The organism is Rhodobacter sp. P1_C2 (assembly GCF_056406375.1).
Genome location: NZ_JBFUAG010000027.1, coordinates 1 through 22,335, shown reverse-complemented (window position 1 = coordinate 22,335; position 22,335 = coordinate 1). Strand labels below are relative to the sequence as shown.

Annotated in this window: 21 protein-coding genes and 2 pseudogenes; 11 read left to right on the top strand and 12 right to left on the bottom strand. The window is 65.8% G+C overall.

All coding sequences use genetic code 11. From position 1 onward, the window contains the following. A pseudogene (locus AC1DZT_RS25000) lies at positions 1-226 on the top strand (IS110-like element ISHne4 family transposase); the annotation flags it as partial. 75 nt (positions 227-301) lie between these two features. On the opposite strand, the gene AC1DZT_RS24995 reads toward AC1DZT_RS25000, so the two are convergent. Together AC1DZT_RS24995 and AC1DZT_RS24990 are read right to left on the bottom strand one after the other, a co-directional pair. Beyond that, on the bottom strand, positions 302-982 hold the full coding sequence (locus AC1DZT_RS24995) for an aquaporin (protein ID WP_478009363.1): 681 nt from the start codon (positions 980-982) through the stop codon (positions 302-304). Positions 983-1,162: 180 nt separating this feature from the next. Continuing rightward, positions 1,163-2,131 (bottom strand): hypothetical protein, encoded by a 969-nt coding sequence (locus AC1DZT_RS24990; protein WP_478009362.1) that lies wholly within the window; start codon positions 2,129-2,131, stop codon positions 1,163-1,165. A 129-nt stretch (positions 2,132-2,260) separates the two neighbouring features. On the opposite strand from AC1DZT_RS24990, the gene lipA reads away from it, so the two are divergent. Continuing rightward, positions 2,261-3,217, top strand: a complete 957-nt coding sequence (gene lipA, locus AC1DZT_RS24985; protein WP_478009361.1) for a lipoyl synthase — start codon at positions 2,261-2,263, stop codon at positions 3,215-3,217. A gap of 117 nt (positions 3,218-3,334) precedes the next feature. Here the strand turns inward: lipA and AC1DZT_RS24980 are convergent, their stop codons facing one another. From AC1DZT_RS24980 to hpt, 5 genes are all read right to left on the bottom strand, one after another. Beyond that, positions 3,335-3,952, bottom strand: coding sequence for a glutathione S-transferase family protein (locus tag AC1DZT_RS24980; RefSeq protein WP_478009360.1), 618 nt, complete (start codon positions 3,950-3,952; stop codon positions 3,335-3,337). Positions 3,953-4,004: 52 nt separating this feature from the next. Continuing rightward, positions 4,005-4,895 (bottom strand): c-type cytochrome, encoded by an 891-nt coding sequence (locus AC1DZT_RS24975; protein WP_478009359.1) that lies wholly within the window; start codon positions 4,893-4,895, stop codon positions 4,005-4,007. A gap of 101 nt (positions 4,896-4,996) precedes the next feature. Further along, positions 4,997-5,173, bottom strand: a complete 177-nt coding sequence (locus tag AC1DZT_RS24970; protein ID WP_478009358.1) for a hypothetical protein — start codon at positions 5,171-5,173, stop codon at positions 4,997-4,999. Continuing rightward, positions 5,170-5,679 (bottom strand): mismatch-specific DNA-glycosylase, encoded by a 510-nt coding sequence (locus AC1DZT_RS24965; protein ID WP_478009357.1) that lies wholly within the window; start codon positions 5,677-5,679, stop codon positions 5,170-5,172. The genes AC1DZT_RS24970 and AC1DZT_RS24965 overlap by 4 nt, the downstream gene beginning before the upstream one ends. 3 nt (positions 5,680-5,682) lie before the next feature. After that, positions 5,683-6,222 carry a hypoxanthine phosphoribosyltransferase gene (gene hpt, locus AC1DZT_RS24960; RefSeq protein ID WP_478009356.1) on the bottom strand — a complete coding sequence of 180 codons (540 nt, stop codon included), beginning with the start codon at positions 6,220-6,222 and terminating at the stop codon, positions 5,683-5,685. A 96-nt stretch (positions 6,223-6,318) separates the two neighbouring features. Here hpt and AC1DZT_RS24955 point away from each other — a divergent pair, with 96 nt between their 5' ends. Beyond that, complete coding sequence (locus tag AC1DZT_RS24955) at positions 6,319-6,795, top strand: type II toxin-antitoxin system RatA family toxin (protein ID WP_478009355.1); 477 nt, start codon at positions 6,319-6,321, stop codon at positions 6,793-6,795. A gap of 89 nt (positions 6,796-6,884) precedes the next feature. Here the strand turns inward: AC1DZT_RS24955 and AC1DZT_RS24950 are convergent. The 4 genes and pseudogenes from AC1DZT_RS24950 to AC1DZT_RS24935 all read right to left on the bottom strand — a co-directional run. After that, a pseudogene (locus tag AC1DZT_RS24950) lies at positions 6,885-6,980 on the bottom strand (damage-inducible protein CinA); the annotation flags it as partial. A 144-nt stretch (positions 6,981-7,124) separates the two neighbouring features. Beyond that, the gene (locus tag AC1DZT_RS24945; RefSeq protein ID WP_478009354.1) at positions 7,125-7,607 is read right to left on the bottom strand and encodes a CinA family protein; all 483 of its coding nucleotides are present in this window, start codon (positions 7,605-7,607) and stop codon (positions 7,125-7,127) included. Continuing rightward, entirely contained in the window at positions 7,604-8,125 is a 522-nt protein-coding gene (locus AC1DZT_RS24940; protein WP_478009353.1) for a phosphatidylglycerophosphatase A family protein, read from the bottom strand. The genes AC1DZT_RS24945 and AC1DZT_RS24940 overlap by 4 nt, the downstream gene beginning before the upstream one ends. After that, positions 8,122-9,261, bottom strand: coding sequence for a bifunctional 2-C-methyl-D-erythritol 4-phosphate cytidylyltransferase/2-C-methyl-D-erythritol 2,4-cyclodiphosphate synthase (locus tag AC1DZT_RS24935; RefSeq protein ID WP_478009352.1), 1,140 nt, complete (start codon positions 9,259-9,261; stop codon positions 8,122-8,124). Before AC1DZT_RS24935 ends, AC1DZT_RS24940 begins: the two co-directional genes overlap by 4 nt. A gap of 299 nt (positions 9,262-9,560) precedes the next feature. Here AC1DZT_RS24935 and dusB point away from each other — a divergent pair, with 299 nt between their 5' ends. The 7 genes from dusB to hflX all read left to right on the top strand — a co-directional run bounded on the left by dusB (position 9,561) and on the right by hflX (position 18,461). Beyond that, positions 9,561-10,523, top strand: a complete 963-nt coding sequence (gene dusB, locus AC1DZT_RS24930) for a tRNA dihydrouridine synthase DusB (protein ID WP_478009365.1) — start codon at positions 9,561-9,563, stop codon at positions 10,521-10,523. Further along, on the top strand, positions 10,520-11,605 hold the full coding sequence (locus tag AC1DZT_RS24925; RefSeq protein WP_478009351.1) for a two-component system sensor histidine kinase NtrB: 1,086 nt from the start codon (positions 10,520-10,522) through the stop codon (positions 11,603-11,605). Before dusB ends, AC1DZT_RS24925 begins: the two co-directional genes overlap by 4 nt. Position 11,606: 1 nt before the next feature. Then, entirely contained in the window at positions 11,607-12,977 is a 1,371-nt protein-coding gene (locus AC1DZT_RS24920) for a response regulator (RefSeq protein WP_478009350.1), read from the top strand. A gap of 96 nt (positions 12,978-13,073) precedes the next feature. Continuing rightward, a complete protein-coding gene (locus AC1DZT_RS24915; RefSeq protein WP_478009349.1) occupies positions 13,074-15,341 on the top strand; it encodes a sensor histidine kinase NtrY-like in 2,268 nt (755 codons plus the stop codon). Next, positions 15,338-16,732 carry a nitrogen assimilation response regulator NtrX gene (ntrX, locus tag AC1DZT_RS24910; RefSeq protein ID WP_478009348.1) on the top strand — a complete coding sequence of 465 codons (1,395 nt, stop codon included), beginning with the start codon at positions 15,338-15,340 and terminating at the stop codon, positions 16,730-16,732. The genes AC1DZT_RS24915 and ntrX overlap by 4 nt, the downstream gene beginning before the upstream one ends. A 134-nt stretch (positions 16,733-16,866) precedes the next feature. After that, positions 16,867-17,100 (top strand): RNA chaperone Hfq, encoded by a 234-nt coding sequence (hfq, locus tag AC1DZT_RS24905; RefSeq protein WP_478002439.1) that lies wholly within the window; start codon positions 16,867-16,869, stop codon positions 17,098-17,100. 71 nt (positions 17,101-17,171) lie between these two features. After that, positions 17,172-18,461, top strand: coding sequence for a GTPase HflX (gene hflX / locus AC1DZT_RS24900; RefSeq protein WP_478009364.1), 1,290 nt, complete (start codon positions 17,172-17,174; stop codon positions 18,459-18,461). A gap of 162 nt (positions 18,462-18,623) precedes the next feature. On the opposite strand, the gene AC1DZT_RS24895 is transcribed toward hflX, so the two are convergent. Then, positions 18,624-21,089 carry a penicillin acylase family protein gene (locus AC1DZT_RS24895; protein ID WP_478009347.1) on the bottom strand — a complete coding sequence of 822 codons (2,466 nt, stop codon included), beginning with the start codon at positions 21,087-21,089 and terminating at the stop codon, positions 18,624-18,626. An 82-nt stretch (positions 21,090-21,171) separates the two neighbouring features. Here AC1DZT_RS24895 and AC1DZT_RS24890 point away from each other — a divergent pair, with 82 nt between their 5' ends. After that, the gene (locus AC1DZT_RS24890; RefSeq protein WP_478009346.1) at positions 21,172-22,035 is read left to right on the top strand and encodes an NAD(P)-dependent oxidoreductase; all 864 of its coding nucleotides are present in this window, start codon (positions 21,172-21,174) and stop codon (positions 22,033-22,035) included. Positions 22,036-22,335 lie beyond the last annotated feature (300 nt).

Below are 22,335 nucleotides of genomic sequence, written 5' to 3'. Positions count from 1 at the left end.
CGGAAGGCGCCACATCTGGGGCGGGCGACCCGCCATCAGACGCAGCCTCTACCTGGCCGGCTTCATCGCCTCGCGCCACGATCCGAACATCAAGGCCTTCAGAGCAAGACTCGCCGCTGCCGGAAAACCGACAAAGGTCGCAATCATCGCCTGCGCAAGAAAACTCCTGACAATTCTCAACGCAATGGTCAAAACAGGCAAAGACTACGCCCAAACCAAAGCCTGAAAGACAGTTGCTACCAACCGGCCCCTGCGCCCGCCTCACAGGTAGGATGGGCAATCTGCCCATCTTCGGGAACGCTCAGGCGCGGGTGATCCCGGCCTTGTAGACCAGCCCCGCCACGCCGCCGCCGGCGAGGGGGGCCAGGATGAAGACCCAAAGCTGTGCCAGCGCGGTGCCGCCGACAAACAGCGCCGGGCCGATCGAGCGCGCCGGGTTGACCGACACGCCGGTCACATCGATCCCCACCAGGTGGATCGCGGCCAGGGTCAAGCCGATCGCAAGACCCGCCATGGCCCCGGGCGCGGTCTTTTCGGTTACCCCCAGGATGACGGTGACAAAGAGGAAGGTCATCACCGTCTCGAAGATCAGGGCCGAGGACAGGGCATATTCGCCCAGATAGCCCGGCCCATAGCCGTTCTGCCCCAGACCATTGACCGCAATCACATAATCCGCCCTTCCGGTGGCGATCAGATAGAGGATCCCCGCGCCCAGCACCGCCCCGATGATCTGCGCCACCGCATAGGCCAGAAAGTCGGCGAAGCTCATCCGCCCGGCCAGCGCCATGCCCAGGCTCACCGCCGGGTTGAGATGCGCGCCCGAGATTGCCCCCAAGCCATAAGCCGCCGCCACGATCGCCAGCCCGAAGGCCAGCGCGATCCCCAGCATGCCGATATGTGCGCCCATCAGGACGGCAGCCCCGCACCCAAAGAGGACCAGGATCAAAGTCCCCAGCGCCTCCGCCATCATCTTCTTCGCCATCGTTTCCCCCGCCCTCTGTCTGCGTTATCCGCGTCTTGAACTCCGTCCCTTGCCGGTTACATCCCCCGGGCCCGGCACATCGAAAGCCTGGGCCGGGCGGCAGGCGCCGTCACGGGGAAAAGCCTGCGCCAAGCATCAGTCCCACTTCCTGAACCGCACAGGCGGGGCCGCGCAAATCCTTCAGTTCTTGAACAGCTTGTTCAGCCCGAGGTAATCCTCGGCGCTTTCCTCGTCGGCGAACTTGTCCTCGATCTTCTTGCGGGTCGCGGTACAGGTCTCCTTGGCGTCATCGGCGAGCTTCTTGATCTCGACCCCCGCCTTCTTGACGTCGTCGTGATCCTTCGAGGCGGCAATCTCCTTCTTGAACTTCGACACCAGCTTGGCAAACTCGCCGTAGATCTTCTGCATCGCGCCAAGCTGGAACTGCGCGGCCTCCAGCGCCTTCATCGCCTTTTGCGGCGACTTGTCGGCAGCGGCGGCCAGGGCCTCCTTGCACAGCTTGTCGATCCGCTTTTCCATATCGGTCATGTCCTTGATGCGCTTGTTGTTGTTGGCATCGGACAGGGGGCGCGGCATCTCGCCCTCCTCCTTCGAGGGCTTGGCCTTCTTCAGCGCCTCGGCGAGGAAATGGTCGATCAGCTTGTCGAATTGCGCGTTGAAGGTGGTCAGGAATTTCTCGGGCTTGAAGCCAAGCGCCGCGGCGGCGAACAGGTCCTTGACCTTGGCCGCAAGCTCGCCGCGCAACTTGTCGACCTTGCGCTGCGCGGGCGAGCTGACCTTGGCCGCCTTCAGCGATTTCAGCACCGCTTCGTTCATCTTGTCGCCGATCTTGCCGAGGCTGTCGCATTCGTCGCAATAGACATCCAGCGCCTTCAACTCCGCCACCAGCGCCTTGCGGTCCGCCTCCAGAAGCTTCTTGGCATCGACAAAGCCCTTGTTCTTGGCGAAGTCCGCCACGGCCTTGCCCACGACCCCCGCCTCATGCGCCGCAAGAACTGCCTTTTCAAAGGCCTTCTCATGCGTCTCGATCTGCTTGTCCCGGCTCTGGATCGCGTGAAACAGCTTGTTGGCCCCGTCGAAGGAATAGGGCTTGGATTTCGCGAGCAGTTTGACGATCTCGGTTTCGACCTTTGCCCAATCTTCGGCCATGTCAAAATGTCCCCCCTGCAATTCCGCCATGCAAAGTTCATGGTGACGCGGGGATGAGAACAACTTTTCATCCCCTGCGTCAAAGGTTATGTCTGGGGCATGGCCGCCCAGCCGCGGCAGGAGAAAGCGATGACCTCACGCGACCTGAAGCTGCCCGAAGAGCGCCACCCCGAGAAGGCCCACAAGGCCGACAATCCGCAGCCGAAAAAGCCGGCATGGATCCGCGTCAAGGCTCCGACCTCGGAAGGCTACAAGCAGACCCGCGACATCCTGCGCGAGAAGAAGCTGGTCACGGTCTGCGAAGAGGCCGGCTGCCCGAATGTCGGCGAATGCTGGAGCCAGGGCCACGCCACCATGATGATCATGGGCGAGATCTGCACCCGCGGCTGTTCCTTCTGCAACATCGCGACCGGCAAGCCCAAGGCGCTCGACGCGTTCGAGCCGGGGCGCGTCGCCCATGCCGTCTCGGAACTCGGGCTGAAACATGTGGTCGTCACCTCGGTCGACCGTGACGATCTCGAGGATGGCGGGGCCGAGCATTTCGCCATGACGATCCGCGCGATCCGCCACCGCGCGCCCGGCACCACGATCGAGGTTCTGACCCCCGATTTCCTGAAATGCCCGCCCTCGGCCTTGGAAAAGGTGGTCGAGGCGCGCCCCGATGTCTTCAACCACAACCTGGAGACCGTCCCCGGCCTCTACCCCGAGGTGCGGCCCGGCGCGCGCTATTTCCACTCGCTGCGCCTCTTGCAGAAGGTCAAGGAGCTTGACCCGACCCTCTTCACCAAATCCGGCATCATGGTGGGCCTGGGCGAGGATCGTCAGGCCGTGTTGCAGGTGATGGACGACATGCGCGCCGCCGATGTCGATTTCCTGACCATCGGTCAATATCTGCAACCGACCCCGAAACACCACCGCGTCGACCGCTTCGTGGCGCCGGAGGAGTTCAAATCCTACGAGACCGCCGCCTGGGGCAAGGGCTTCTCGATGGTCTCGGCCACGCCCTTGACCCGGTCCTCCTACCACGCCGGCGACGATTTCGCCCGCCTGCGCAGCAACCGGCTGGAAAAACTCGGCCGAGCCTGACCCGCCCCCCCCACACCTTCCCCCCCGCACCCCCCCTTCATTGGTCCATAAATATCCCACGGGGGGTCCGGGGGGTGTGAACCCCCCCGGCCTTGATGCAGCAGGCCACGGCCCGCCTCAGGCCGGCGGCACGAAGGCCTGCGAGATCTCGCGGAACACCGGCAGCGCTTCGCAGGCCTCGGCATGGCTGGCGAGGGCGGGATAGGGGCTGCGGTCCAGGTCGGGCAGCGCCTCGGCGATGAAGCGCCAGGCGCAGGCCACGGCGATATCGGCATGGGTCGGGACCGGGCCGAACCACCATTGCCCATGATGCAGGAAACGCTCGGCCTGCAGGGCCGCCAGGGCCGAATGGATCTGCGCCGTGCAGCGCTTTTGCCAGGCGGGTGAGGGCGCGTCATGCAGCACGCGGTCGTAGAACAGGCTGACCGCCTTTTCCGCCACGCCGGTGCCCAGGGCCGTGATGCGCAGAACCTGGCGGCGCTCGGGCTCCTTGCGCGGGGCGAGCGGGGATTCGACCAGCGAGTCGAGGTGGTCGAGGATCAGATGGCTGTCGGTCAGCACCATGCCATCGGTCAGGATCAGCGCCGGCACCCGCATCAGCGGGTTGAGCCGCCCGACCTCGGCCGCATCCCCGAAGGCCGAGAGGGGGCGGTGCTCGAAAGCCAGCCCGTAAAGCCGGAGCGCGATGCCGACGCGGCGCACGAAGGGGCTGTCATATTGGCCAATCAGGATCATCGCTTGCGCTCGCCTCCGTCATATTTCACGTCCCGGCCGCCTTGCCTGCCGGTCATTTCACCGCCGGTACGGCCTGCAGATAGGCCACGATCGCCCGCACGTCGCTTTCGGGCAGATGGCCCATGTTCTCGACCACATGCGCCATCTCGCCCCCCACGGCATCATAGTCCGGGGTGAAGCCGGTGGTGAGGTAGGTATAGATCTCATCCCCCGTCCAGGTCAGCGCGCCGGGGGTGATGTTGGGAACCTTGCCCTTGCCATCGGGCGTGACTGCGCCCGCCAGCCAGCGCGATTTGTCGAGACCGCCGAGGCCATTGCGCGGCGTGTGGCATTCGCCGCAATGGGCCAACGCCTCGGCGATATAGCGGCCGCGTTCGACCTCGGGCGTCAGATCGCCGCGCAGCACATAGCCCGAACCGCCGAAAAGCAGCTTCCAGCCGCCCAAGGCCCGGCGGATGTTGAAGGGAAAGCCCACCTCATGCGGGGCATTGGCGGCGGGCGAGGCGGGCAGCGTGTCCATGAAGGCCTTGAGGTCGACCAGATCCTGCGGCGTCATCTTGGCATAGGCGACATAGGGCATCGCGGGATATTCATGCGCGCCCTGCGGTGTCACGCCATCCTGCACCGCATGGGCAAAGGCCGCGAGCGACCAGCCGCCGATCCCCGCCTTCGGGTCGGGCGAGATATTGGGGGCGTGAAAGGTGCCAAAGGCGGTCGGAAAGGTCTTGCCCCCGGCCAGCACCAGCTGATCGGCACCCTTGGCCTCCGGCGCCATATGGCAGGAGGCGCAGCCCGCGGCCCAGAAGATCGTCTCGCCATGGACCTTGTCGCCGGAGAGCGAAGCCAGCGCCTCGGCCGGTCGCAGCACCGGTGCGGTCAGATACCAGCCAAAGGCGCCCCCTGCGATGACGACGGCGGCAAGACTGCGCAGCAAGGCGGGCATGGGAGGCTCCTGATCCGGTTTGGCCAAAGGTTGCACAGGACGGCAGGGCGGGCAAGCTTCCGCGCCGGGCCTGACCCGATCGTGAAGCTTGCCCAAGGGGATCAGGGGCGCATCCGCAGCGGGCCATTGACCTTCAGCCAGTCCGGCCAGCCCCAGAGATGTTCGAAGCCGACCAGCGCCAGGCAAATTCCCAGCGTCACCAAGACGATGATCACATGGCGCAGGCTCGGCGGCCGCCGCGCCCACCGCGCCATCCGGATCAGCCAGAGCGGGTTCATCCCGGGTCCGCCGCGCGGTGCCAGCGGCCGAGCTCCAGCCAGGGCCCGGCGCTGAAATGCCCATTGGCGCGCGAGGGCGAGGGCAGGGCCCACAGCGCCATGCCCGGCCACTGCGGCGCCTCGGCCAGCCGCCCCGGGCGCAGGTCCTTCTGGCCAAGCGCCGTCCGCGCCGCCTTGAGGCTGGTGAAGGCCAGGGCGGCAGGTCGCCAAAGCGCGACGACCTCGGCCAGCCTCTGCGGCAGATAGGCGCTTTCGGGGATCGCCTTGTCCATGCCAGACACTTCCTTGGCCAGATCGGTCAGGCCCAGCCCGAAGCCCGGCATCAGATGATCCTCCAGCGGGTCAAGCAGGCGCGGCGTGATCCCCGCCTCGGCCAGCAGCCCCCAGAACCGGTTGCCCGGCCCAGCGTAATAATGCCCGCGCCGGGCCGAGACGGTGCCCGCCGCCGTGCCACAGAACAGGATGCGCAGGCCCGGGGCCAGAAGGTCAGGCAGCAGTTGCGCCATGGCTCATTCGCTGAACCGCACCTTGCCGATATAGGGCAGGTTGCGGTTCCTCTGGGCAAAGTCGATGCCGTAGCCGACGACGAATTCATCGGGGATCTCGAAGCCGGTCCAGGTCGCCTTGATGTCGACCTCGCGCCGCGAAGGCTTGTCGAGAAGGGCGCAGATCGCAAGCCGTCGCGGCTCGCGCGCCTCCAGAAGCTTGCGGACATGGGTCAGCGTATAGCCGGTATCGACGATATCCTCGACCACCAGCACATCCTTGCCGGCAATCTCGCCGCGCAGGTCCTTCAGGATCCGCACCTCGCGCGAGGAATGGGTGGCATTGCCGTAAGAGGAGGCTTCGAGGAAATCGACCTCGACCGGCAGGGCAATCTCGCGCACGAGGTCGGCGATGAAGACGAAAGAGCCGCGCAGCAGGCCCACGACGACCAGCTTGTCGGTGCCCTTGAAATATTCGGTGATCTCGGTCGCCAGTTCTTCGACCCGGGCCGCGATGGCCTTGGCGCTGATCATCTGGTCGATCACATAAGGTCGTTCCGGCATGGGGCCCTCTTGATTTCTGGCGCAAGGCTACTCAAAAGCAGGGCGGCAGGTCTGGCAAGAGGCAAAGGCCGGAAGCGGCCAAGAGAAGGGCATGAGATGACGCGCCATCACGAGGAGAAGCTGCTGCCCTATCGGGCGGGCCAGATGTACGATCTGGTGGCCGATGTCGCGCGCTATCCCGAATTCCTGCCCTGGACCGCCGCCGCCCGCATCCGCTCGCGCCAGCCGCTGGCCGGGGGGGCTGCGGGGGATGAGGTGATGGAGGCCGACCTCGTGATCTCCTTCAAGCTTTTCCGCGAGCGGTTCGGCAGCCGGGTGACCCTGCTGCCGGGCGAGGGCAAGATCCTGACCGAATACCTCGACGGCCCGTTCCGGCACCTGAAATCGGTCTGGAGTTTCGCCGAAGCGCCGGACGAAGGCGGCAAGCCGCGCTGCAAGGTCGTGTTCGACGTGGATTTCGAATTCCGCAACGCGATCCTGGCCGGGGTGATCGGCCTCGTGTTCAACGAGGCAATGACCCGCGTCGTCCGCGCCTTCGAAACCCGCGCCGCAGCGCTTTACGGCGCAACCTGAGGCCGGCTTCGGTCAGATGGGCAAATTGCCCATCCTACCAACCACCGGCCGGCAGGTAGGATGGGCAATCTGCCCATCTTCGGGACCTCTCAGACCAGGGCCCCCGCCAGCAGGGCCAAGGCATGATCCCGCGCCGCCAGCCGCACCTTGGCGCGGCCGAGGGCGCCGAATTCCACCGTCTCGACCCGCGAGATGCCTGCCTTCGAAATCCGCGCCGCAGCGCTTTGCGGTGTAAGGTGAGGGCGGCTTCGGTCAGATGGGCAGATTGCCCATCCTACCAACCACCGGCTGGCAGGTAGGATGGGCAATCTGCCCATCTTCGGGGCCTCTCAGACCAAGGCCCCCGCCAACAGGGCCAGCGCATGGTCCCGCGCCGCCAGCCGCACCTTGGCGCGGCCGAGGGCGCCGAATTCCACCGTCCCGACCCGCGTGGTCCAGAGCCTGCGGGCGAGGCCGAAGCAGACCCGCCCCTCGGGCTTGAACTCCGACCCGCCGGGCCCGGCGATGCCGGTGATCGACACGGCGAGCCCCGCGCCGGAGCGGGCAAGGGCGCCTTCGGCCATCTCGGCGGCGACCTCCTCGCTGACCGCCCCGAAGGCGGCGAGGGTGTCGCGGCTGACCCCCAGCATCTCGACCTTGGCGGCGTTGGAATAGGTGACGAAGCCGCGCTCGAAGACGTCGGAGGAGCCGGCGATATCGGTCAGTGCCACCGCGACCATGCCGCCAGTGCAGCTTTCGGCGGTGGCGACCTTCAGGCCCCAGTAGCGGGCGGCTGTCAGGATCTCGGTCGGGGTCAGCACCGGTTTGGTCATGAATGTCCCATCAGAACCAGGGGGATGTGATAGGCGGCGGCCAGGACCACCGTGGCGATCCCGGCAAAGAGACCGGCCACGACATCATCCAGCATCACGCCGGCAGGGCCCTCCAACCGGTCCGCCCGGCCGATCCAGCCGGGTTTCCAGATGTCGAAGAGCCGGAACAACAGGAAGGGAAAGACCCAGGCCGGCCAGGGCAGCCAGCCGCCATTGGCCGCCAGCGCCGCCTGCGCGGCAGGGGCGAAGGTGAAACCCGCCGCCGGGAACAGCAGGGCGATCCACTGGCCCGAAACCTCGTCGATCACCACCTCGGACGGGTCTTGACCGGGCTGCAATTCGACCCGGCAGGCCCAGAAGCCAAGCGCCGTCACCAGGGCCGTCGCCAGCACCAGAACCGGAAAACCCGCGAAATGCAGGATCAGCATCCCCAGGACCAGCGCCACGAGCGAGCCCCAGGTCCCCGGCGCCGGGCGCAACAGGCCTGCGCCGAAGAAGATCACCAGGGCCCGTGTCATGCCGCCACCAGAACCGCCGTCGCCATCGCCGCAATCCCCTCCTCGCGCCCGGTGAAGCCGAGCCGCTCCGATGTCGTAGCCTTGACCGAGACCCTTTCGACCGCAAGCCCCATGATCGCGGCCAGCGCCTGCCGCATCGCCAAGGCATGCGGGCCGACCTTCGGACGCTCGCAAATCAGCGTCACATCGGCGCTGGTGATCGAAAATCCGCGCGATCGGGCCAGTTCGGCGGCATGGGCCAGGAAGATCCGGCTTTCCGCCCCCTTCCACTGCGGGTCGGAGGGCGGGAAATGCTGGCCGATGTCGCCCTCCGCCAGCGCGCCATAGATCGCATCGGTCAGGGCATGCATGCCGACATCGGCGTCGGAATGGCCGAGCAGGGCCTTCGAATGCGGCACCTTCACCCCGCAGAGCCAGACCCCGTCGCCCTCGCAAAAGGCGTGGACGTCAAAGCCGTTGCCCATCCGCACATCCATTCCCATCGCCCCTCGCGCCCCCATCATCGTTTCGGCCCGCTGAAAATCGGCGGGAAAGGTCAGTTTCAGATTGGCTTCCTCGCCCTCGACCATGACGACGTCAAGCCCTGCGGCGCGCGCCACCTCGACATCATCGGCGGCCTCGCCACGATGGGCGCGGTGGGCGGCGAGGATGCTTGCGAAATCAAAGCCCTGCGGCGTTTGCGCCCGGTAAAGCCCGCCACGGTCGCGGGTGCCGGTCACCAGACCCTCGGCCCCGGTCCAGAGCGCATCGGTCACCGACAGGGCAGGGGCCGCCCCCGGCGCCGCCTCGAGCCCGGCCAGAACCCGCCCGATCAGTCCGGGCGAGACGAGGGGCCGCGCCCCGTCATGGATCAGCACCCGCGTGACGCCCAGATCCGCCAGCGCCTCCAGCGCCGCCCGGACCGAGGCCGACCGGCTTGCCCCGCCCGCCACGATCAGCGCATCGCCGGCCACCGCCTCGGCCAGGGCGCGGTCCTCGGGATGGATGACCAGCACCCGCCGCATCCCCGCGAAGGCCGCCAGCGCATGGGCCACCACCGGACGCCCGGCCAGCAGCCGCCATTGCTTGGGCGCCTGGCCCGCCTGGTTCGCCCGAGTGCCGCGTCCTGCGGCCAAGATGATTGCGGCTGTCGTCATGTCACCTGCCCTTTGGCGTTCTCCTAGCTTATATGCGGGGCCATGGGAATTCTCCCCCCGCCTTTCCTTGCCCCGCCCCGTCATCCGGCAGAGGTGCGCCGCGCCCAGCAAAGCCCGCTTTCTGTTGGTTGCCCGTCATCCACGCCTAAAAATTAATCATTGCCCTAATTTGAGGCACAAAACTGCCCGCAAACCTTTGCGATTTTCGCGCCCACCGCCTAGCTACGTCTGAAGACAGAACAGGAGACTCCGTGACCGCCGTCCAACTTGCCCTGAAGACCCCCGTGATCCTGGCCCCGATGGCAGGGATCACCGACCTGCCCTGGCGGCGGGTGGTGGCTGGCTTTGGCGCGGGGCTCGTGGTGTCGGAAATGGTCGCCTGCGAAGAGGTGATGCGCGATCACCCCGAAATGCGGGCCCGCGCGGCCCTGGGGGGCGAAGGTGCCGCCGGCAACCTTGCCGAACTCGGCCTCGGCGAGGCGCATACCGCCGTCCAGCTGGTCGGCCGCGAGGCGCATTGGATGGCCGAGGCCGCCCGTTTCGTCGAGGCGCAGGGCGCGCAGATCATCGACATCAACATGGGCTGCCCGACCAAGCGCGTGACCACCGGCGCCTGCGGCTCGGCCCTCTTGCGCGATCTCGACCATGCGCTGCGCCTGATCGAGGCGGTGGTGGGCGCGGTCAAGGTGCCCGTCACGCTGAAAACCAGGCTCGGCTGGGACGATACCTCGCTGAACGCGCCCGAACTGGCCCGGCGGGCCGAGGAGGCCGGCATCGCGATGATCACCATCCATGGCCGCACCCGCTGCCAGCTTTACAAGGGTTCGGCCAACTGGAAGGCGATCCGCGCCGTCAAGGAAGCGGTCAAGATCCCGGTCATCGCCAATGGCGACATCACCGATGCGGCGGCGGCAGAAGAGGCGCTGGCGCAATCGGGCGCCGATGGCGTGATGATCGGGCGCGGTGCACAGGGCGCGCCCTGGACGCTCGCCCGGATCGGCCATGCCCTGCACGGCACGCCCGCGCCCCAGGTCCCCGAGGGCGCCGCCCTCGCCGCGCTGATCGCCGGGCATTACGAGGCGATGCTGTCGTTCTACGGTGTAAGTCTGGGCCTGCGTTGCGCCCGCAAGCACCTCGGCTGGTATCTGGCTGCCGCCAACCTGTCGCATCACCGCGATACACTTCTGGTCAACGACGACCCCAGACAGGTCCTCCACCTGATCGACCGCATCTTCGCCGAGGGCGAGAGGAAGGCCGCATGACCACGCCCCCGCCCTTCGAGACGATCTGGGCCTCGCTGCCGATGCCCGCGTTGGTGATCGGCAAGACCAACCGGATTCTGGCGGTGAACCCGCCGGCGGAGACCTTCCTCAACACCTCGGCCCGGATGGTCCTGCAGCAGGAGGTCAGCGACAAGCTTCTGGTCGATGTCGATCTGACCTCGGCCCTGACCCGGTCGCGCAGCAATCAGGCGCTGGTCAATATCAACGATGTGCAGATCACCACGGGCGAACGTGTCGTCCAGCACTGCCTGATCCAGATCGCCCCGCTGCAGGACACCCAGGACCAGCTTTTGATGCTGATCTCGCCGCGCGAGATGGCTGACCGGATCGGCCGCGCCCGCAACGCGACCTCGGCCGCGAAATCGGCGATCGGCATGGCCGAGATGCTGGCGCATGAGATCAAGAACCCGCTCGCCGGGATCTCGGGCGCGGCGCAGCTTCTGTCGATGAACCTTACACCCGAAGATCGCGAGATGACCGATCTGATCGTGGAAGAAACCCGCCGGATCGTGAAGCTGCTGGAGCAGGTCGAACAATTCGGCAATCTGCGCCCGCCGGATTGCCGGGCGGTCAATATCCATGACGCCCTGGACCGCGCCCGCCGCTCGGCCCAGATGGGCTATGCCAGCCACATGATGATCGTCGAGGATTACGACCCCTCGCTGCCCGCCACCTGGGCCGACCCCGATCAGCTGATGCAGGTCTTCCTGAACCTGATCAAGAACGCGACCGAGGCTGCCAACAACCACCGCGGCACGATCCGCCTGCGCAGCTTCTACGACATCTCGCTGCGCCTGCGCCGGCGCGACGGCACCGGGGCGAGCCTGCCCCTGCAGATTGAAATCATCGACGATGGCCCCGGCATCCCGCCCGACATCGCCAGCGACATCTTCGAGCCCTTCGTCTCCGGCCGCGAAAACGGCACCGGTCTCGGGCTCGCCCTGGTGTCGAAGATCATCACGGACCACGGCGGTCTGATCTCGGTGGAATCGGTGCCCGGTCGAACGGTGTTCCGCATTTCGCTGCCGGTCGCGCCGAAAGAAAAACTGAAGGAGAAATAGCATGGATGGCACTGTACTGGTCGCCGATGACGACCGCACGATCCGCACGGTGCTGACGCAGGCTTTGACCCGCGCAGGCTGCAAGGTTCACGCGACCTCGTCCTTGATGACGCTGATGCGCTGGGTCGAAGAGGGCAAGGGCGACCTCGTGATCTCGGACGTGATCATGCCCGACGGCAACGGGCTCGAGGCGCTGCCGCGGATCTCCCGCATCCGCCCCGGCCTGCCGGTCATCGTGATTTCGGCGCAGAACACGATCATGACGGCGATTCAGGCCGCCGAGGCCGAGGCTTTCGACTACCTGCCCAAACCCTTCGACCTGCCCGACCTGATGAAGCGGTCGGCCCGTGCTTTGGACAGCAAGCGCCGGATCGCCGCCGCCGTGGTCAACCCGCCGCGCGAGCCGGGCGATGATCTGCCTCTGGTGGGCCGCACCGCCGCGATGCAGGCGCTCTACCGGCTGGTCGCCAAGGTGATGAACACCGATCTGCCCGTGCTGATCACCGGCGAATCGGGCACCGGCAAATCGCTGATCGCAAGGGCGATCCATGACTTCTCCGACCGCCGCTCGCAGCCCTTCGTCGTCGCCCAAGCCGCCGATCTGGGCGGGGTGGACGGTATCGCCAGCCTCGTCGCCAAAGCGCGCGGCGGCACCCTGCTGATCGACGAGGTCGCCGATTTCGACGAGGACGGCCAGGCCCGCCTGGTCCGCATGCTCGACGTGGCCGATGACCACGCGCCGCGGATTCTGGCGACCAGCCAAGCCGATCTGGCGCAAAAGGTCGAGGAGGGGCGCCTGCGCAAGGACCTGTTCTACCGGCTGGGCGGCGTCTCCTTCAACGTGCCGCCGCTGCGCGAAAGGGTCGAGGATATCAACCTCCTCGCCGACCATTTCATGACGCGGGGCGAGCGGGAAATCGGCACCACCCGCAGACTTACACCCGAAGCCCGCAACATCCTGCGCGCCTTCCCCTGGCCCGGCAACGTCCGCCAGCTGGAGAATGTGCTGAAGCGCCTGCTCGTCACCTCGTCGGAGCCCGATATCCACGGGCCGGAACTCGAAGCCGCCCTCGGTGGGCCACAAACCGCCGAGCCGGCGCGGGCGGGTGCCGTCGAGAACGAAAAGCTCTCGCAATCCGTCGCGCGGCATTTGAAGCGCTATTTCGACCTTCACAACGGCCAATTGCCGCCCGCAGGCGTCTATGACCGCATTTTGCGCGAGGTCGAGCTGCCTTTGATCGAGATCGCGCTCGATGCCACGGCGGGAAATCAGGCCAAATGTGCCGACCTTTTGGGGATCAACCGCAATACCTTGCGCAAGAAGATCACCGACCTCGATATCCGCGTGACACGCCGCCGCAAGCTGATGTAATAAAGCAACAGCGAGAGTGTCTTGGGGGAAGCGTTACCCGAAAGACACCAGATGTGGCGGGTGGGACGCAGGTCCGGCCCAGAAAAGGGCGGGATTTTGAGACGGAAGGCAGGCATTTCCTCCTGGGCGACGCGGCTGTCGCACCTGCGGCGCCAACGGCAGCTGCAGACCGGGATCACGCTGGGCCTGGTCTTTCTGGGCCCGGTGCTGGCGGTTCTGACCTTTCTGGCGCTTGGGCCCTTCAATCAGTCCGCCTCCTCCGATTGGCTGCGGCTGATCCTGCTGGCCGATCTGGTCTATGTGCTGGCGCTTGCCACGCTGGTGCTGCGGCGGTTGATGCAGATGGTCTCGGACCGCCGCCGCCACTCGGCCGGATCGCGGCTGCACCTGCGGCTGACCGGGGTTTTCGCCATCGTCGCGCTGATCCCCACGGTTCTGGTCGCGGTCTTCGGCGTTCTTACGGTGAACATCGGCCTCGAGGGCTGGTTCTCCGACCGGGTCCGCTCGGTCGTTGGCGCCTCGCTCGAGGCGGCAGAGGCCTATGAGGCGGAACAGACCTCGACCCTGACGCTGGACGTGCAGGCGCTGGCGCATTTCCTGACTCAAGCCAAGGTCCGCGGCGGGCTGGTGGATGATGGCGAGATCCGGCCCGTCCTGGCCCAGGGCCAGGCGGCGGTGCAGCGCGGCCTGAAGGAAGTCTATCTGATCACCGCCACCGGCACGCTGAAGACAAGGGGCGAGAAGAGCTATCTCTTTGATTATGAACGCCCGACCGACGACCAGTTGATGCGCGCCGAGGCGGGAGAGACCGTTCTGATCCAGGATTGGCCGAACTCGGAGCTGCGCGCCCTGGTCAATCTGCCGGCTTTTCCGGACCGCCTGCTTTACGTCTCGCGCAAGGTCGATGGCAAGATCCTCGGGCTGTTGGACGAGACCCAGCAGACCGCCGCGCTCTACCGCCAGCTGGAAAGCGACCGGGGCAAGATTCTGTTCAATTTCGGGCTCTTGTACCTCGGCTTTGCGGTGATCCTGATCATTGCCGCCGTCTGGGGCGGCCTCTGGTTTGCCGAAAGGCTGGCGCGTCCGGTGGGACGGCTCGCCGGGGCGGCGCAACGGGTGGGCGAGGGCGATCTGGACGTACAGGTGAAGGAAGAGGAGAGCGACGACGAGATCGCAATGCTCGGCCGCCTCTTCAACCAGATGACCCGCCAGCTGAAGGGCCAGCGCGAGGCCTTGATGCAAAGCCACGAACAGACCGAGGGGCGGCGGCGGCTTTTCGACTCGGTCCTGTCCAACGTGACCGCCGGGGTGATCGGGCTGGATGCGCAGGGCCGGATGGATTTCGTCAACCGGGCCGGGATGCGGATGCTCGACCTTGCGGCAGAGCCGGGGCCGGACAAGACCCTGGCCCAGGTTGTTCCCGAATTCCGTAATCTTTTCGAGCGGTTGCAAGCCGATGCTGGATCAGCTCTGCAGGATGAGGTCCGCATCTCGCGTCGGGGCAAGCTGGAAAGCCTGCTGGTCCGCCTCAGCGAAAGGCGGGGCGAGGATGGCAGCGTGGAGGGCTTCGTCGTGGCCTTCGACGATGTGACCGAGCTCGTCTCGGCCCAACGGATGGCGGCCTGGGGCGATGTCGCGCGCCGCATCGCGCATGAGATCAAGAACCCGCTGACCCCGATCCAGCTTTCCGCCGAACGCATCCGCCGCAAATACCGCACGCAGGTCACCGATGCCTCGGACCTGGAACAGTACACCGACATTATCATTCGCCAGACCAATGACTTGCGGCGCATTGTTGACGAGTTCTCCAAGTTCGCCCGCATGCCCGAACCCGACCGTCGCGAGGCCGACCTGACGGCCTTGGTCAAGGCCGCCGTCATGTTGCAGGAAAACGGCCAGCCGGGCGTGCATTTCGAAGCGCAACTGCCCGACCGCCCCGATCTGATCGAGCTTGACAGCACCATGATCGGGCAAGCCTTGACAAACCTCATCAAGAACGCAGGCGAAGCTCTTGAGGAGAAGAAGGAAAGGTCCACCGACCCGACCTTCCGCCCCGAGATCCACGTCAGCTTGCAGGCCTTCGACACCCATTCCATCATCAAGATCGCCGACAACGGCACGGGCCTGCCGCCCGACCGTTCGCGGCTGTTCGAACCCTATGTGACGACGCGCGAAAAGGGCACCGGATTGGGCCTGCCGATCGTCAAGAAGATCATCGAGGAACATGGCGGCACGCTCATCCTGACCGATGCGCCCGTCTTCGCCGGCAACGACCATGCGGGAGCCCTGGCAGAAATCCGTCTGCCCCGCGCCACCCGCGCCAAATCCGTCGCCGGCCGCAGCCAAGCCCAGGGGGGAGCATGACAAACATTCTGATCGTCGACGACGAAAAGGACATCCGCGAACTGATCGGGGACATTCTGAAGGACGAGGGCTATGCCATTCGTCTGGCAGGAAATTCGGACGATTGCATGGAGGCGATCAACGCCGAGCTGCCCAGCCTGATGATCCTCGACATCTGGCTGAAGGACAGCCGGATGGACGGGATCGACATTCTCAAAACCGTCAAGCGCGACAATCCTGATGTGCCGGTCGTCATCATCTCGGGCCATGGCAATATCGAGATCGCGGTCGCGGCGATCAAGCAGGGCGCCTATGACTTCATCGAGAAGCCCTTCAACATCGACCAGCTGATGGTGGTGGTCAGCCGCGCGATGGAAACCTCGCGGCTGCGGCGCGAGAATGCCGACCTGCGCCGCCGCGACGTGACCTCGTCTGAGATGCTTGGATCAAGTCCGGCCTTCAAGGGATTGAAATCGCAGCTGGAAAAGGTCACCAAGTCGAACGGGCGGGTGATGCTCTCCGGTCCTGCCGGTTCGGGCAAGGAACTTGCCGCCCGCTTCATCCATGTCAATTCCAACCGCGCCGGCGCGCCCTTCGTCTCGGTCTCTTCGGCGACGATCGAGCCGGAGCGGATGGAGGAAGTGCTTTTCGGCCGCGAAACGCCCGAGCGTGGGGTGGAAAAAGGCCTTCTGGAACAGGCGCATGGCGGCGTGGTCTATTTCGACGAAGTGGCCGACATGCCTTTGGGCACCCAGTCGAAAATCCTGCGCGTGCTGACCGAACAGCAGTTCACCCGGCAGGGCGGCTCGGACAAGGTGCGCGTCGATTTGCGGGTGATCTCCTCGACCTCGCGGGATCTGCGCCACGAGATCGCCCAGGGCCGCTTCCGGCAGGAGCTTTACGACCGGCTGAACGTGGTGCCGATCCAGGTGCCCTCTTTGGCCGAACGGCGCGAGGATATCCCCGAGCTGACCAAGCATTTCATCGACATGTTCCACCGCACCCAGGGCCTGCCGGTCCGCAGCCTGACCTCCGAGGCCGAGGCGGTCCTGCAGACCATGGCCTGGCCGGGCAACGTGCGCCAGCTGCGCAACGTGATCGAACGCGTGCTGATCCTCGGCGACAGCACCGGCCCGGTGGAGCCGCGCGAATTGCCCGGGCCGGACCCGGTGGGCGATTCGGGTCAGCGCATGGTGATGGGGGGTGCCATGGCGACTTTGCCGCTGCGCGAGGCGCGCGAAGTCTTCGAGCGCGAGTATCTTCTGACCCAGATCAACCGTTTTGGCGGCAATATTAGCCGGACGGCCGGGTTTGTGGGCATGGAACGCTCTGCCTTACACCGTAAGCTCAAGTCTTTGGGGGTTGTCTCCTCGGGCAAGGGCTCTGCGGGCGAGGGCGAGGACGAGGAATGAATTAACCTCTGGAAACTGCCGAAAGGCGCGGCCATACTCGCGCCGTTGCGGCTTTGTGCTGCATGGGACAGTTTGCGACAACAATAGACCCTCGAAAACGACAAGAACAAACGACAAGAACAAGGGCTGAAGAAATGGCTGCCGATAAGCAGAACTTGCAAGACGCGTTCCTGAATCATGTGCGCAAGGCCAAGGTTCCGGTGACGATTTTCCTGATCAACGGCGTCAAGCTGCAGGGTGTGATCACCTGGTTTGACAATTTTTGTGTGCTGCTGCGCCGCGATGGCCAGTCGCAGCTTGTGTATAAACATGCGATCTCGACCATCATGCCGGGCGGTCCGATCAACCTTTACGAAGGCGAAGAGTGATCCGCGACCCTGAGGACGGTGGCTCTGCCGAAGACGGCGAAGCCGCGCCCGAAGCCCGCAGCCCGCGTGGCCTGCACGACACCGCCGAGGTGGCGACGCGGGCCTATGTCCTGCACCCGGATGTGAAATCCACCCGCAAGCGCCGGCTGGCCGAACATGGCCTGGCCGAGGCGGTCTCGCTGGCCGCCGCCCTGCCGGGGATCGAGGTCGTGGGTTCGGAAGTCGTGCGCCTGTCGCGCGTGGCGCCGGGGATGCTGTTTGGCACCGGCAAGGTTGAAGAGCTGAAGACCCGCTTCAAGGAGGCTGCGATCGACCTTGTTCTGGTCGATGGCACCGTGGGCCCGGTCCAGCAGCGCAACCTCGAAAAGGAATGGGGGGTCAAGTTGCTTGACCGCACCGGTCTGATCCTCGAGATTTTCGCCGACCGCGCCCGGACGCGGGAAGGGGTGCTGCAGGTCGAACTCGCGGCCCTGTCCTATCAGCGCTCGCGCCTCGTGCGGGCCTGGACCCACCTCGAACGTCAGCGCGGCGGTTTCGGCTTTGTCGGCGGCCCGGGCGAGACGCAGATCGAAAGCGACCGTCGGGCGATCGACGACGAGGTGATCAAGCTGAAGCGGCAGCTCGACCAGGTGGTCAAGACCCGCGAGCTGCACCGCGCCGCCCGCCGCAAGGTGCCGTTTCCGATCGTGGCGCTGGTGGGCTACACCAATGCCGGAAAATCCACTCTGTTCAACCGGATGACCGGAGCCGAGGTTCTGGCCAAGGACATGCTGTTTGCCACCCTCGACCCCACGATGCGCGGCGTGACCCTGCCGGGCAAGGATGGCACCGCCGGGCGCAAGTACATCCTGTCGGATACCGTGGGCTTCATTTCGGACCTGCCGACGCAACTGGTCGCGGCCTTCCGCGCCACGCTGGAAGAGGTGCTCGAGGCGGATCTGATCGTCCATGTCCGCGACATCTCGCATCCCGAGACCGCCGAACAGGCCGCCGATGTGGCCGAGATCCTCGCCGCCCTCGGCGTCAAACCCGACACGCCGCAGATCGAGGTCTGGAACAAGCTCGACCTCGTGCCCGCCGAATCCCGCGCGGCCCTTGATGCGAGCCTCGCCCATCGCACCCAAGTCTATGCCATCTCGGCCCTGACCGGCGAGGGGATGCCGGCCCTGCTTGACGCGATCGGCGCGGCCTTTGACGAGGCCAAGACCGAGGCCGAGGTGACGCTGGACTTCGCCCAGGGCCGCCAGCACGCCTGGCTCCATGCCGAAGGCGTGGTGGTGCGCGAGACCCAGACCGAGACCGGCTGGCAGATGCAGCTGCGCTGGACCCCGCGGCAGGAGGCCCGGTTCCTTACCCTGTAAGGCCGCGCCCGGCTGACCCGTCGAACGCTCCGCGGGGAGTATTTGGCAAGGAGCAATGGGGGCCCCAAGCGCCGGGGAACCCATTGCATTTGACTAAAATTGTCTTGCCCTCTGACGCAATACTCCCGCCGGAGGCCCCGGCCCGGGCAGGGCGTGCCGGGGTCAATTCGCGGGGGTCAGATGGGTGATCCCGACGGCGCCGGCCCGGGCCAGTTCGGGGTCGAGCGTCATCGGGATATATTCCCCGCGCCGCCAAAGCTCCGACAGGTCGTCATAGTGGCGCGACAGCGGATGGCCGCTTTCGCCGGTGGCGATGATGAAGACCGAGCTTTCCGGGTCGGCGAAGTCATAAACGCCGCGATAGCCGCCGCCCTGGACGTTCTGATAGGGGTTTTCTCCCAGGCCCTTGGTCCGCCCGCGCATCAGCGTGTCATCGCCGCCCGAGGTGCTTTGCCGGATGTTCACAAAGTAGTGGATGAAAGGCACTGCGCCCAGCACCGGGTGGTCATGGGTTGCCTCATGCGCATCGCCCCAGCGCCAGCTTTCGATCTTCGGCCCGTATTTCTCGGACAATTGCAGCAGGGCGTCGTCCAGCGCGATGCGGGCAATGTCGGAACAGCTTTCCACCGCCACCGACTGCACCACATCGCACCAGACCGATGCGCCATCGGTGTTGCGATAGACCCTTTCGATGAAATCCGGGTTCACATGGGTCATCACATCGGCCAGCGGGCCGATCTCGTCGCGGGTCAGGTGGTCCTGCAGGCTGCGCAGCCAGGCCTCGGCGATCAGGGGCTCGGGCAGGTGTTCGTTCTCTTCGCCGTTCCACTTGGCGAGCAGCGCAAGCGCGTCCTGGCGCATCCGGTCCGGGGTGCCGGCGGGGGCGGCCTCGCCGGTGAACCAGAGGTCCTTGCCGATCAGCGGCAGAAGCGTGCGGACGGTGGGGGAGACGGTATCGAGCTGCGCCTCGATGAAGCTATCGCGGGTATGGACCTCGCGCGTCTTCATCAGGGTCAGCCAGCGCTGGATGCGCTGGGTGTCGCCCCAGTCGAAAGAGACGTTGAGCGGATAGGGCTTGTCGGTGATCTTGTTGTTGGTATTGCCCAGCAGGCCCGAGGAGGGGTTCTTGACCACCGGGTTGTCGGAATAGGGGAAGTATCCCTCCCAGCGGTTCTTGCCTTGCCAGCCGGGGGCGGGCATCCGGCCCTGCGTCTCGTTCGCCATGTCGCGTTTCGGCATCCGCCCGATCATCTGCATCGCGATGTTCTTGCCATCGACCAGCATCAGGTTCTGCGAGGGCGCGATGAAGCCGGCGGCGGCGCTGATTGCCTCGTCCACCGAATGGGCGCGCATCAGGCCCATGGCGGCGCTCATCGAGGTGTCGGCCCCGTCGAGGGCCGTCCATTCCAGCGCGGGCACGGCGCCGGGCGGGGTCACGGTGTTCAGATCATAATGCGTGCCGGGCAGGATCGGCCCGGATTGCGACCAGCGCTGGGTGATGGTGACCGGCGGCTGGCCCTTGACCGTGATGATGGTGCGGCGGGTGGTGAAATCCTTCGGGCCCTCCGGCGTCATGTATTGTTCGGGATTGGCGGGATTGACCTTCTCCATCACCACATCCTGATCGTCGAGATAGCTGGAGGTCAGGCCCCAGCCGAGCTTCTCGGACCGGCCGAGCAGCACCAGCGGCATGCCGGGGATCGTGGCGCCGATCACATCGCCCGAGGCGAGGTGCAGCCGCGCGAGGTACCAGATCGAGGGGGCGGTGAAGTTCAGATGCGGGTCATTGGCCAGGAGCGAGCCACCCGCGGCCGAGCGGCTGGGGGCGGCGGCCCAGGCATTCGAGGCCCCGGCCATCCCCGCCGAGGGGAAGGGCGACAGCGGTTGGTCCAGCGCGGCCATCCGGCGCGGTGCGGCCGGCAGGACGCCCGGCATCAGCGCGGAATACTGCGGCAGGGCGGCCACGGCGGGGCCCGGCGCATCGGGCAGGATATCCTTCAGCCGCGCCGGAGAGATCGTGTCCGACATCTCGGCGCGCAACACCTCGCTGTCGAGGTGGGAGGAGAGCTGCAGCGCCATCAGCTTGATGATCGCCAGCGAATCCGCCGGGGCCCAGGCGTCGATCTGGCTGGAGAAGAGGAAGAACTCCGGCGCGCCACGGCCGAGCGCCTTTTTGTTGACCTCTTCGATCCAGGCATTGACCCCGTCGGCATAGGCCTGCAGCGCGCCCTTGGTATAGTCGTCCTGGGCCGGCACCGAGGACAGGGCGAGGGTATAGAGGTCGAGCCTGCGCATCAGCTCGTCGGTCTTGAGGGTCTTTTCGCCGAAGATCTCGGACAGGCGGCCCTGTGCCGTGCGCCGCAGCAGCGTCATCTGCCAGAGCCGGTCCTGCGCATGGGCAAAGCCAAGCGCGTAATAGGCGTCATTGTCGGTCTGGCCGAAGATATGCGGCACGTCCGAATTGTTGCGCACGATCTCGACCGGGGCCGAGATGCCGGAAACCGCCCAGGTCGCGTTGTAATCGGGCAGTGAGCGCGACAGGAAATAGTAAAGCACAGCAAGGCAGAGCGCCCCAAGAACCAGAAGACCCAGAAACGCGCGCAGCGTCCAGCGGAAGGCGGTCAGCATCTTGAGGGGCATCCTTGACGTCGTCGGCGGAATAACCCTCTAGTCCATCCTGATAACGGGCACAATTGGCGAGGTCGTGAAGATGGCGAAAGTGGCGTTTCTGGGCTTGGGCGTGATGGGCTTTCCGATGGCCGGGCATCTGATGGCCAAGGGGCATGAGGTGACGGTCTATAACCGCAGTCCGGAAAAGGCCGCGGCCTGGGTGGCCAAGCATGGCGGCAAATCGGCGGCGACCCCGCGCGAGGCGGCTTTGGGGGCGGATTTCGTCATGGCCTGTGTCGGCAATGACGACGATCTGCGCTCGGTCTGCCGGGGGCCGGATGGCGCCTTCGCCGGGATGGACCCGGGGGCGATCTTCGTCGACCATACCACCGTCTCGGCGGAAGTGACGCGCGAGCTGGGGGCCGAGGCGGCGGGTCGCGGCCTGGGCTTTGTCGATGCGCCCCTGTCGGGCGGTCAGGCCGGGGCCGAAAACGGGGTTCTGTCGATCATGTGCGGCGGGACGGAGGAGGATTACCTCAAGGCCGAGCCGGTGATGCAGGTCTATGCCCGGATCTGCAAGCGCCTCGGCGGGCCGGGAGCGGGGCAATTGGCCAAGATGATGAACCAGATCTGCATCGCGGGCCTGGTGCAGGGCCTGGCCGAGGCTCTCGCCTTTGGCGAGAAGGCGGGCCTCGATGGCGCGGCGGTGGTCGAGGTGATCAGCCAGGGCGCCGCCGGCAGCTGGCAGATGGTCAACCGCCACAAGACCATGCTGGAGGACAAGTTCGACTATGGTTTTGCGGTGGACTGGATGCGAAAGGACCTCGGCATCTGCCTTGCCACCGCCAACCAGATCGGCGCCAGCCTGCCGGTGACGGCTTTGGTCGACCAGTTCTACAAGGATGTGCAACGGATGGGCGGCAACCGCAACGACACCTCCAGCCTCATTCGCAGGTTGCGGTAGGTAGGATGGGCAATCTGCCCATCTTCGGGCCGCGCCCTGCAGGACATGCCGCGCCGGAACTTGCCGGGAAGATGGGCAGATTGCCCATCCTTGTCTCTTCGCGATCTGCGATAATGGAGGTTGCAGACGAGACCCCGTTCCATCCTTGGGTGCGTGAGCCCGTTCGGTAGCTTGGGGCTCGTCTGCTTTTACGCGTTCAAACCTGAACAGTTGCCTGGGGCGCTGCGCCAACAGACGACCCCGCAGATCAAGGACAGGCCTCCATGACTTTGCCACAGGATTTCATCGGTGTCGACGTTT